At 45.3% G+C, this 11,279-nt stretch carries 11 protein-coding genes and 2 pseudogenes; 5 read left to right on the top strand and 8 right to left on the bottom strand.

Annotated features, from left to right (window positions below):
* A pseudogene (locus IM473_RS14795) lies at positions 1 to 177 on the top strand (IS630-like element ISMae27 family transposase); the annotation flags it as partial.
* Here IM473_RS14795 and IM473_RS14800 read toward each other — a convergent pair.
* The 4 genes from IM473_RS14800 to IM473_RS14815 all read right to left on the bottom strand — a co-directional run bounded on the left by IM473_RS14800 (position 166) and on the right by IM473_RS14815 (position 5,378).
* On the bottom strand, positions 166 to 348 hold the full coding sequence (locus IM473_RS14800) for a protease inhibitor I42 family protein (protein ID WP_287660257.1): 183 nt from the start codon (positions 346 to 348) through the stop codon (positions 166 to 168). The pseudogene IM473_RS14795 and the gene IM473_RS14800 sit on opposite strands and share 12 nt — an antisense overlap.
* A 286-nt stretch (positions 349 to 634) precedes the next feature.
* The gene (locus IM473_RS14805) at positions 635 to 1,447 is read right to left on the bottom strand and encodes a C1 family peptidase (protein ID WP_272082557.1); all 813 of its coding nucleotides are present in this window, start codon (positions 1,445 to 1,447) and stop codon (positions 635 to 637) included.
* 230 nt (positions 1,448 to 1,677) lie between these two features.
* Positions 1,678 to 4,836 carry a M4 family metallopeptidase gene (locus IM473_RS14810; protein ID WP_287660258.1) on the bottom strand — a complete coding sequence of 1,053 codons (3,159 nt, stop codon included), beginning with the start codon at positions 4,834 to 4,836 and terminating at the stop codon, positions 1,678 to 1,680.
* Positions 4,837 to 4,943: 107 nt separating this feature from the next.
* The gene (locus IM473_RS14815) at positions 4,944 to 5,378 is read right to left on the bottom strand and encodes a hypothetical protein (RefSeq protein WP_287660259.1); all 435 of its coding nucleotides are present in this window, start codon (positions 5,376 to 5,378) and stop codon (positions 4,944 to 4,946) included.
* A gap of 581 nt (positions 5,379 to 5,959) precedes the next feature.
* On the opposite strand from IM473_RS14815, the pseudogene IM473_RS14820 reads away from it, so the two are divergent.
* A pseudogene (locus tag IM473_RS14820) lies at positions 5,960 to 6,258 on the top strand (ISAzo13-like element transposase-related protein); the annotation flags it as partial.
* 147 nt (positions 6,259 to 6,405) lie between these two features.
* Here IM473_RS14820 and IM473_RS14825 read toward each other — a convergent pair.
* Positions 6,406 to 6,534, bottom strand: a complete 129-nt coding sequence (locus tag IM473_RS14825; RefSeq protein ID WP_287660266.1) for a hypothetical protein — start codon at positions 6,532 to 6,534, stop codon at positions 6,406 to 6,408.
* A gap of 626 nt (positions 6,535 to 7,160) precedes the next feature.
* Here IM473_RS14825 and IM473_RS14830 point away from each other — a divergent pair.
* Positions 7,161 to 7,886, top strand: a complete 726-nt coding sequence (locus tag IM473_RS14830) for a GUN4 domain-containing protein (RefSeq protein ID WP_287660261.1) — start codon at positions 7,161 to 7,163, stop codon at positions 7,884 to 7,886.
* A gap of 36 nt (positions 7,887 to 7,922) precedes the next feature.
* On the opposite strand, the gene thyD is transcribed toward IM473_RS14830, so the two are convergent.
* From thyD to petM, 3 genes are all read right to left on the bottom strand, one after another.
* Positions 7,923 to 8,870 carry a thylakoid membrane protein ThyD gene (thyD, locus tag IM473_RS14835; RefSeq protein ID WP_287660263.1) on the bottom strand — a complete coding sequence of 316 codons (948 nt, stop codon included), beginning with the start codon at positions 8,868 to 8,870 and terminating at the stop codon, positions 7,923 to 7,925.
* Between the two features lie 170 nt (positions 8,871 to 9,040).
* Positions 9,041 to 9,400 carry a photosystem II reaction center protein Psb28 gene (gene psb28 / locus IM473_RS14840; protein WP_287660265.1) on the bottom strand — a complete coding sequence of 120 codons (360 nt, stop codon included), beginning with the start codon at positions 9,398 to 9,400 and terminating at the stop codon, positions 9,041 to 9,043.
* A 104-nt stretch (positions 9,401 to 9,504) separates the two neighbouring features.
* Positions 9,505 to 9,618, bottom strand: a complete 114-nt coding sequence (gene petM, locus IM473_RS14845) for a cytochrome b6-f complex subunit PetM (protein ID WP_012265655.1) — start codon at positions 9,616 to 9,618, stop codon at positions 9,505 to 9,507.
* Between the two features lie 323 nt (positions 9,619 to 9,941).
* Between petM and IM473_RS14850 the strand changes: the two genes are divergently transcribed.
* Both IM473_RS14850 and IM473_RS14855 read left to right on the top strand, forming a co-directional pair.
* A complete protein-coding gene (locus tag IM473_RS14850; protein WP_287660264.1) occupies positions 9,942 to 10,442 on the top strand; it encodes a DUF192 domain-containing protein in 501 nt (166 codons plus the stop codon).
* A 360-nt stretch (positions 10,443 to 10,802) separates the two neighbouring features.
* Positions 10,803 to 10,997: a DUF2949 domain-containing protein gene (locus IM473_RS14855; protein WP_002757016.1), complete on the top strand. Its 195-nt coding sequence runs from the start codon at positions 10,803 to 10,805 to the stop codon at positions 10,995 to 10,997.
* The last annotated feature ends 282 nt before the right edge of the window (positions 10,998 to 11,279 follow it).

Consider the following 11,279-nt stretch of genomic DNA (forward strand, 5'->3'; position numbering starts at 1 on the left):
CCCATTGAGAGAGTTTGGCTATATTTGAAAAACTTGTTGGCATGGAGCAATTTTAACTCCCTTGATAACTTAAGAAGTAAACTTTACCATCTTTTAAATTCTCTATCTAATGATACGATTGGATATTTGACAGGATGGTCTTGGATTTTAGAATCTCTATGTCTGTCAGGACTTTAGAAAAATGGTATAATCTGAACTGGGGAACTTGACAAGCTGATTGTCAACTCCGCTGATTTCCCAACGATAGCTGGTAGTGGGGTTTTCTGCGAGACGGATGGCAATTAAATCGCCCGCCCGCACCTCGAATGTTTTCCCCCGATCGCTGTCTAAAATTACAATTTCCGACATACCAGAATTCCTTCTTAATGAATTGTCACTATTACAGGCTGCATGGGCCGGGTTAGCTACGAGACAGATTAAGATCATCCCCAGGGTCAAAGCTTATCCAGCGTACAGCAGTGAGGTTTAAATTGCTCAAATCCTTGAAAGTAGATTCGCGTTGAAACATGGAAGTTTTGAGTTAGAAATGAGAGTTGGGAAGCAGGTTAGATAAGCTTTATCACCCCTGCTCCTCCGAAAACAGTCGCATTTAATCAGATTTCCCTATCTCCTCAAGATAGAGTTTTGAGATAGCCTACGGTTCATTTTCCACTTGACGAATCGTCCAGAAATCGTCAGCTAGGTTATCGTCCAACAGATAAGCATAGGGGATGGTAAAGTAGCCTTGCATTCCCCAGTCTTTCCCCCAGGAGTTGCGGACGATAAACCGCCGTTGGCTATCATCATAACCGACGGCTAACACGGCATGACCCCCCAATAATTGTTCATTGGGAGACGGCATGGGGACGCGACCTGTTTGTTTCACCTCTTGACTTTCAAAGCTCTCGTAAACACTGAACCCAAAGACGAAGGGATAGCCGGATGCTAAACATCCCTTCATCTGATTGAGGTTTCGCACTAGCCGGCTGTAAAGAATTGCTTGGTGTTTGGCCGCGACTTCATAACATTTTGGGGTAGGTTTTTTAATAAACCTGACCTGATAATCAGGATCGTAGGGCCAGACGCCCTCAGGTCCCGGATGCTGTTTGGTTTTTTCCTCTGGACAAGCGCCTTGCTTGCCAACGCTTTTAATGCCATCACGAATCATGGCGCCGCTATCTTCGTTCACAGTCCCTTCCATGACCCGTTCGTTGTAGTAAATAAACAAGCGGGAAGGGGTAAAAATATCCGTCAATTTCTGCTTCATTTGATCGAACTCAAGGGCACCAGCAATGGCATTGGCGGTACAACTGCCCAACTGTTCTTGATCGTAGATGTGGGGACAATTAGGGCGGAGATCGACCTTGGCTGGTAAAGCTCTCAGTGCCGTAACGGGTGCAGCGTAAAGCAGATCTCGATGATCTGGTAAGTCAGGAACCCATCCATAACGTTTGTTTGTGCGTGTCATTTTTTCAACTCCTGTTTAATCTAAAAAAGATGTGAACTTTCTACTTTGTGGCATGGACATCTCAGAAGTACGATCGCTTCTTTTCTGTTTCAAAAACTGCGATCGCATTGTTGTCAAGTTGAGTAGCTCAAGGGAATTTCACCTCCTGTTGGATTTTAGCGATCGCGTCTTGCCCTTTCAAAAAGCGATCGCGTCTTGCCCTCCAAAGAAGCGATCGCTATTCCTTTGCTTTATACCAATCGCGCCACTTCAATGACAACTTGAGTATCTCCGGTACTTACGTTCCAGATGACTGAATCTTCAGTGCTCTTGATCATCTTGCCGTCTTGAAAGACCTTAAAGAAGAGGTCAGGTCGCCGGTCCAGGAAAAGTTCCCGGAAGTAGGATTCGTCAAAGCCCAACTGGAAAGCACCTTGCTTGTCCGTAATGACAGTGCCAACTAGATCATTGCAAATTAAATCCTTATCCCATGCCTCAACCCGAAGTCCTCCTAAACCTTGTTTAGTTTCGGCATCAATGACGCTACCGAAAACCCGAAAGGCTTTCTTAGCTATTGCTTCTGGGGGAACCTCACGGATTTGGAAGATGTAGTTGATTTGTCCTAGTACTTGGTCGTTTAGCCGTTCACGAATTGCTAGAGTTACGCTGCGCGTACCTGTGTTCCTCGGAAACTTGACTGCAAATTGGACATTGATCTTTTCCTCCTGCTGCAACTTGAGACCTGTCAGACGAATCACCTTCTGCGGAGACAAGCGAAGCGCCTGCAATGCTGGGATTTTTTCTGCTGGCATCGCCTTCGGTGTAATTGCACCGACATCTGTAACCTTAACTAGCTCCCTCAAAGGAATCGGACGCATCCGCAGCTGCTCAACTGGCAATTCTTCAAGGATTCCCCCAATCTTAGACACGCCGATCTTTGCTTGCAGTACTCGAACTTCAAATGCCTTGAGTCCGTAGAACTTAGTCTTGGGAAGCCAGAGGGTGACTTGGGTTCCTTCCGGCAGGTCTCGCGTGTCAAGCTCCAGGTTTCGCGGCTCGTACCGACGACCAAAGCCATTGATCTGGAAAGTCTGTGTGATAGTAGGCAACTCACCCGACGTATCAGGAACAAGGTTGACAACATCACAGTTTCGCCAAGCGTAGTTGTTGCTCTTGCTAATAAAGTTGTGGAACTCTGAGACATTGTCAATCAGCGTTCGGTCAGGCGGGGGATCGTCGTCGCTCTCGATGATGCCGATAAAGCAGTAGTGTCCAACACCAAGTGTATTAATCAATGTTTCTGACAGGGTAAGGCACTCGCCTGCGGCTGTCGGAACCCACATCCCGCCACTTGCTGAGATGCCAGTAAAGTCATAGTGACCGACTTCATGCCAAGTGGCTGGAGTTGGAAAAGTTGAAACGGGCGAGATGAATAGGCGGAACGTGCCAGACCCAGCAACAGAACCTCGGTTGAACAGACGGAAGTAGACGTAATGGTCGCCTGCCCCTAACTCAATATTCTGACAGAGGGAACCGTTGGTCGGATCGGCGATCTGCGTTAAAGTAGCAGCGTTAGCTAATTGTTGCCGCACAATGATATCGGGACTCATGCAACTGAGGCTACCCGGTTCATCTCCCTGGTCCGAAAGCGTGTCTCGGATATACAAATCCGGACCGATGCCAACGGCGTGGAAGGCTGCTTTAACTGTAGCCAGGTAGTCCAATTCCTCTGGATAAAGCGTCTGACAAACCTCGATGAAGGCGAGGCGGAAATCGGCAAAATCCGATGTGTTGGTCAGCAATCCAGTCGAGATCACCTCATAAAGCATTTGTTCGACAGGACCAACACCAATGCCCGTAACCGTTACACCAGAAAGCCGATGGGTGCCACCGTTAATCATCAAATAGACAGCGTGGGTTATGATGGGGCAGTTGATGTGGACACCGTTATTGTCAAGTGCATCAGTATATCGGATACTGTAGTGGTCGGGGTAGTAGCCGTTTTGGTAGCTCGTGTGTTTTGTTGCCTTGCTGGTAGCATCCCACCCCACGACACCCGCAGCGTCCCGACTGGGATCGACCATATTGCGGCCAATTGTCCCATCCAACCGATATTGCCGACCCTGTACCCAGGGCCATGGGTCCTCAACTGGATAATCCAGAGCAATGAAAGCACCGAAAAGATCGCTTGTCGCCTCATTTAAGGCTCCGGTTTCTCCGTCATAAGTTTGGAGAATCTTGAAGTAATATTTCACGCCGTGAGTGTATTCATGACCAACAGTATCTAACGGGCACATGAAATCACGGGTGGCCCCTGGATCGCCTGGATCGCCGTTGCCATCAGCAAAGTAGATCTGCTGGTAGAAGCTCCACCAGAAGGCGTTGTTAGACAGGTACTCATTATGGGCGTGAGCCTTAATATCAGAACCTGCACCATCCCAGCCGTTATAACCGTGAGTTAGATAGTAGTAATCTAAGACGTAGCCCACAAATCGGTGGATATCCACTTCCGGTCCCTGGTCGTCGAGCCGATTAGGAGGACGAGGCGGTCCGACCTTGTCCCAGTCGTCATCAACTTCTTCGGAGTAGTTCGTCAAAGTACAACTGGTTGAACCATGATCGTCATAGGTGTGGATGATTGGTTTAGTAGCTTCGGGCCAGGTCGAGGAAGTTAAGGTATCCCGTAATCGGTAGGTCGTACCAAATGCTTCCGAGTTCAAGGTCGTGCCGTGGGAGTAGTGACCTGTTCCCGTTCCAGTCTGCACTGAGGAGTAGCGGAAAATCACCTTTCCCTCAAGGGCATCAACAAAATAGATCCAACCGAGTTCTTTATTTCCTTCTGGCAAGATGATTCCTAGTTGCCAGCAGAGGTAATACTTCTTCCCTTCTTGCTCTTTATGGAGTGTCTTGGCATCAGCCACGACTAAGGCGGGTTGTATTCCCTCGAATAGAGAGGCACCGGCACCTGCGTGTTCTTTGGCGATTTCGGTGGCATGAGCAGACTCAATTCTGGGACTTGCGGGTATGTCAATTGCGGAAGCAATGTTAGACTTAAGCAGATAGACAGCCCCATCTGCTCCGTAGTGAACTGATAGGTTTCCTCCCCAAACCTGGGCATTCCCGTGCTTCTGGGCTAGGAGTACGTGGGTCATACCTCGCCGATCAGTCGTTGCCCTTTCATTGTCTAATTGGGTGCTTTCATCGATGTTACCTAGAAGCACCCGGTTTTCCCGGATAAATTGCCGTGAGTACTGATAAGGCGACTTTTTCAGTGCCTCTACATTTACTGGGTTTGCCAGCCGTCCCCGAAGTATGGTGATCGCAGATTGTTGCGGATTGAACGTGATAGCGATCCTGGGATCTCTGGCACGTAGTTGCTTGATATGTTCGTTAAGTGCAATTGTGTTCATAACCTTCTCCTTCGATATTCTTGAGAGTTAATTAATGGATCGAACCAGCTTTGTAATGGCGTATTTGTCATTAAATGTAGACAGTTGGTGAGAGATTGGATAGCTTCTCACTCAAAAATCACAAATCCTGCGGCAGGAACGGTAAGCAAAACTGCTTTCCCATTCCGGGCTTCCACTGTCACCGACTGACCTATTTGCGCCGCATCTGTTGAGTAAATGCAAGTCAAAATATTCCCTGCCTGGTGCAGTTCATTGTCAACCGTCACCCAAGCCGTTCTCGGCTGGTCATAATCCGTGTTAATCGCCAGCAGCTCCTCCTTACCGTTGAAAATCCGCGACCAAGGCACTAGAGAACGAATCTGTCCCCCCACCATCTCCGGCAAGCTGAAGCGGACTCCATCATCGGGGGCCGAAATCGGGCGCAGGTATTGGCGACCACGACGCAGGACGATGTTTTGTCGGCGGATTTCTAGGATTTTGGCGAGTTCCCGATAAACTGGATGATCTTCATCGAAGAAATGCACGCCCCGCGTTGTACCCATTTTCACGACCATCGGAGAAGCGATCGAGCATCAAGAAATAGAACGCTTGGTCTTCCCAGGTGATCGGCGACGGGAACAATCCCCCCGCTGGTGATAGGGATGCAAAATTTAGTTGGCTTAAGCGTTGAACGGTTGTCGTCATGGCATTTTTCCTCTCAATCTTTCAACCTCCTCATCCTGTCCGCCGCTCTTTCAATTCCTACTTAAAACGCTTTTTTTTGGGGATGAGGTCGTTGGCATATTCCCTCCTTTTTGACCGTCTTCATGTATATTTTTTGACTTTTTGATGCTCTTCTTCTAGGGTAAAGTGAAAGTATAGTAAAGTGCAATTAAACTTTCAAAACTTAATTTTTCCGAGTCTGTCCACTCACTTATTTTTAACAAAGGTTAAGGACTCCCTCTCAAATATTTTTTGATAAGTTCGATTCTTCCTTTTGGCTTCCTGGTATCCCTTGAAGCTACACTTTCAGCGATACCGAGCCGAAGCAATTCTCTTAAGATCGAATAATCGCAAAATCGGCGATGCTATTTCCCGTTATCAACCCATCGACCGCCCGAAAATGTTTGTCATAGCTAAATAGGGGTACAGCGATGAGGATTTACCGACCGAGGAAACTATTCGGTTTAAATTAAATAACTTAGGTTATCGTCTGAAAAGATCGGCTAAAGTTTTACCTCAAAAAAAATTCCAGAAACCGCAGCAATCTTTGATGAGTTAGCTAACATTAATCGGGAAGCGGCTGAAGACAATACGATGTTACGTCTTAGTTTAGATGCCAAAGCCCGTGTTAATATTGGACTGTTTGATCGAGGAGGTAAAAATAGAATAACTGTCCAAACAAACGATCATGATTTTAATCCGAAAACAACCCTAACCCCAGAAACCTTGAATCTCGTAACAAAACTTTACATTTAAGAATATAACAACCCCAAAACGCCATTTTTCAAATTGAATAGACAATTTTCCTAAACCAGTGTACATAGCTGATATGTTGACACATAAAACTCTGTAAATAGCGGAGTTTATCTAATAAGCTTTTGCCACAATCTTCCCATGATTGCCTTCCTCGACTTGGGGGTGCACCTGAGATTGATAAATCTCATTACCACGTCGAGCGAATTCTTCTTTGCTGTAGCGGGGTTGATTAACTGTCATTGGCCTGACCCTGTTGCAACTTTTGCCCCAATGTTTTAACCTAAACATTGGGGATCTTCGCTAACATTCCCCAACTGGGCCGACAAGGGCGGCATTGCACTTAAACCCACAGCTTCAATCAATGTGCATGGTGCGTTCCCAAAAATCGATCGCTGGAGCAGTAGGAGCCACATTAGGGAACGCACCCTACGGCTGAACTCACCCGCAATCAGTAGCTTTGAATACTAGATTGAGAACTCAAGCATCTGCCAAGGACATTTAGTTAGTTTCCTGGTTGTGAAACTAACTACAACCCTTACGTCCCAACACTTACCACCTAGTCCCACCTAGTCCCCTTGGCAAATGTTTGAGTTCTCAGGCAGCTGCTAACCTACATTTGGAGTCTCAGGGGTTTATTTTGAGATTGAGTCTCCGGCTGATCGGTTCTTTTCTCCCATAACCCGGGTTGGGTAACACGCGGGTTAGAATGACAATTTGGTATCACTTTTGTACCGTTATGGTTTGAACTGGTTATTCAGTGTAGGATCAACCAGCCGCTAAAAATCCCTTTTTTGTCGGGAAAAAATCGAGCAGCGACCCCGAAATAGTGGTAATAGTATTGAAGGAGTGGTTTTAAAAGTGATGATATGACTGACCAGAATGGCGTGTTAGTAGAAGAACAAAGCGAGGATATTACCCGTAAGATGAGTCAATTAGCCACCGAGTCGCCGAAAAATCAATTACAGATTCTGACACAATTAGCCGGGGCCGGAGAAGGTGGCCTAACCGTATTGAGAGATTTTTTATTAGCCCAGCACCCCACTCCTGTTAATCTGGTGACAGGTAAGGCCTATCAATTGCTCTATCAAGATAATAGCGCTCAGAGCAAGGAATTTTTAGCTAATTATTTCCCCACGGGTGTGGTTCCCCTCGATAGTGCTAAAGGTATCGATTATCGACTTTTACAGGAATTATTGGCTAAACAGGATTTTCAAACTGCCGATAGTCTCACCCGTCAAAAACTCTGTGAATTAGCAGGAGAAGGAGCAATACAGAGGAAATGGGTCTATTTTACGGAAGTAGAAGCTTTCCCCGGTGTAGATATTCAGACTATTGATAATCTTTGGTTAGTTCATTCGGAAGGAAAATTCGGTTGGTCGGTGCAGCGCAAATTATGGATCGGTGTCGGTCAAGATTTCCCGAAACTCTGGCCGAAAATTGGCTGGAAAAATGGCAATAATTGGACGAAATACCCGCAGGAATTTATCTGGGATTTAAGCGCTCCCGTGGGCCATTTACCCCTGTTAAATCAACTGCGCGGGGTGAGAGTGGCCGCCTCTTTATTCTCCCATCCCGTCTGGAGTGAAAAATAGATTGAGAGCATTCGGCCCGCTAGTGCATCAGATATTCTACATTTTCGGGACAATTTCCTCTAAGGCCACTTCTAGGTTAGGATAACGATAGTCAAAACCGATCGCTTGAGTGGCTTTTGGCAGCACTTCTTGACCTTCTAAGACGATTTTTGCCCCTTCTCCCAAGAGGATTTCGAGGGCAAAATCCGGCACTGGCAACCAAGAAGGACGCTTCATTACTTCCCCTAATATCTGACAGAATTCTTTCATCCGGACGGGATTGGGTGCAGTAGCGTTGAAAGTGCCGTTGATTTCCGGGCGATCAAGACAATAGATAATTAAATTAATTAAATCATCCCGATGAATCCAAGAAAACCACTGACGACCGCTGCCAATCGGACCGCCAGCAAAAAGTTTGAAGGGTGGGATCATTTTCCCTAAAGCACCCCCATTGCCTAAAACAATACCCGTGCGAAGAATGACTAAACGAGTGCCGTAATCTTTAACTTTTTGGGCGGCTGTTTCCCACTTTTTACAGACATCCGCCAGAAAATCGCCACCGGGAGGGCTATTTTCGTCAAAACTAGCGGTTTCACTGGTTCCATAGTAGCCGATCGCCGAGGAGTTAATTAAAACTTTCGGTTTCTGGGCAGCAACTGCGGTCGCAACGCGCTCGCTACGCGAGATCGCCTCGACAATTTTCTCGGTGCCGATTTGCCGACTAGCGACGATTGCTCGTTTTGCTTCACCAGTCCAGCGTTCCGAAATCGGTTCCCCCGCTAGATTAATCACCGCATCACATCCGGAAATCTCTTTTTGCCAATCCCCCGATTCTGTGGCGATATAGGGAATAATCTCTATCTTAGGATAGATTGACTTTGGGTAAATTCTCCCGGCTTTATCGGGATTGCGCGTCAAAATTAGGATGTCATCGCCGCGATCATAGAGTTTGACCACCAATCGACTACCCACAAATCCCGTCGCCCCAGTAATCGCTATTTTCATGGTTTCTTGACTAAATTTATCCTTATTTTAGCTCGTTTTTAACTATCAGAACTCAGGAGTCAGGAGTCAGGAGTCAGAAGTCAGGAGATTATTTTTATTTATTCTCCCTACTCCCCACTCCCCAATTCATAATTCATAATTCATAATTTATAATTCCCACTCCTGTCTTCTCACTTATCCTCATACCCCATCCCGTTGGCTGCCGCATAACGATTCATAAAGCGCAGAAAACGCTCCCAGTGTTCATCGGTGATTTCAAAACCACATTCTACCCGTTGAATTTCATCTCCTTCATCTCCTCCAAAAATAAACTTAGTCGAGTTGGGGATAACTATAATCACTCCTTCCTCATCGGTGAGACGGAGATCGCCGTAGGTACGGGTGGTGAAACTTTGGAAACGTTCGATCGCTTTCAGGGTTTTAAAAGTCATCAGGACATTGCGAATCCCGGTACTTTTATTTTTGCGGAGACTAACACCGCTTAATTCTTCTGATAAACCGACAAAAAACTCGATCGTGGGAGTGGTCATAGGTGTGGGCATAAAATTTTAGTTATTGATTTTCTCTTAATTACTTTTCATGGGAAAAAGTAGTTCATGACTACTAATAAAGTAACCATGAACCGAAAAACAAGCTATTCCGCTTCTCCACCTTGGATTTTGAGGAGGAGAAAACCCCAAGCTAATCCGACGAGGACGAGAACGATCGCCACGATCGCCCCATTAAATAACATACTTTCTGCGGTCATGGTGATTGCTCCTGAGCCTACAATAATCGATCAATAGATCAATGGTATTTTAACCTACGAAGGCGATCGACTGCAGCCGGACTAGGGCAAAATTGAGGGGGAAAATCGGCCAATAACTTTGAGAATTTTCCTAGTATATACGTTCTAGCAATCCTGCCCCTCTCCTCAAGGAAGGATGCTCACCCCCATGCTAGATATTTTTAATACTATCTTTATATTTGCCGTCACCACTTTGTGTTAGTGTTTTATCTGCTTAATTCTCCACTTATACTAGAAAAATTAAGTATTGATAACTATTGGTGATAACTGGTAAAAAATCATTTATGCTCAAGATCAAGTTAATACTATTTTTAGGTTTGTTGCTGCTGAGTTGTCAATCGACTAATCTCAATGGTAATAATAGTTCAATGGCTCAGATTCCGACTGAGAATCAAGGGCAAATATTACCGATCACGGCCAAAGCAGATATTAATGGTGAGATGATTGAGTTAGAAGTGGCTCAAACCCAGGAACAACAGGCCAAGGGTTTAATGTATCGCTTGTCTTTGGAGAAAAATCGCGGTATGCTATTTCCCTTTGCACAACCTCTGATGGCCCGGTTTTGGATGAAAAATGTCTCGATTCCTCTAGACATGATTTTTCTAAAAGATGGTATAGTAAAAGCAGTTTTGCTGAATGTCCCTCCTTGTGCCGTCGATCCTTGTCCTGTCTATGGGCCAAACACCATGGTTAATCAAGTGATCGAACTAGCTGGGGGTCGAGCGAAAGAATTAGGAGTGAAAGAAGGAGATAAAATTAAGATTGAGTCTATCTCAAGACCTTAATTTTTAAAAATGGTGTTGACTTTCTTATAGAAAGTGTCCCTTGTCTGGAAATATAAGTGTGGCTTTTATAAGCTATTACGCATTTATACTGTTTAAGATCTAACCATATCGATTAAGATTTTTATAGTCTATCAAGTCATAGATTGAATAATCTTCACCCTTGCTATAGATTAAACAGAGACAAAATTCTGCTCGATCTAATGGGACTATCTTAGGAGAGCCAGCGATTTTTAGGAAAGCACTCTCTATCATCGAGATAGCTTAGATACAGAAAAAACGGTCGCAGGACTAACCGTCCTTGAAACCGATCAGGTGGTGTTTTGTTAAAATCACGAGATGTACTATTGAGTAAAAAAATCTATGTCCACGATTGCCTATTCCCAATTCCGACGATTTCTGCAAGAGGAATTGTCCCTTCCCCAAGAATCGATCGCTATGGCCGAGCGCTCGATCCAATCTGATAAAATTCATTTACCGATGATTCTCTGGCAGTACGGTTTAGTGACCTTGGAACAATTAGACAAAATTTATGATTTTCTCGAAGAGGTAGTATAATCTTGCAATTGCTGACTATTGACAAGGAGAATAATTGCCATGGCTGCTCATAGTTTCTGGCACAGTTTGAAAATTCCGATCCCAAAAACTACCAATCATCCCTTGAGAAGTGGGTTATTTAAACCCACTTTTTTAATAACTATACAATTGAGAATTATCGATTAACTGCTCAGTCCATGAAACCCCATGACCAATTTGCCAAAAATTACCTTGAACAATTACTTTCTCCCCTGGGAATCGTCGAAATCAGCAAAGAAGTCAGCGATGAAACTCGACAGATAG

The sequence above is a fragment of the Microcystis sp. M015S2 genome (assembly GCF_020245945.1).
Classification (GTDB): Bacteria; Cyanobacteriota; Cyanobacteriia; order Cyanobacteriales; family Microcystaceae; genus Microcystis.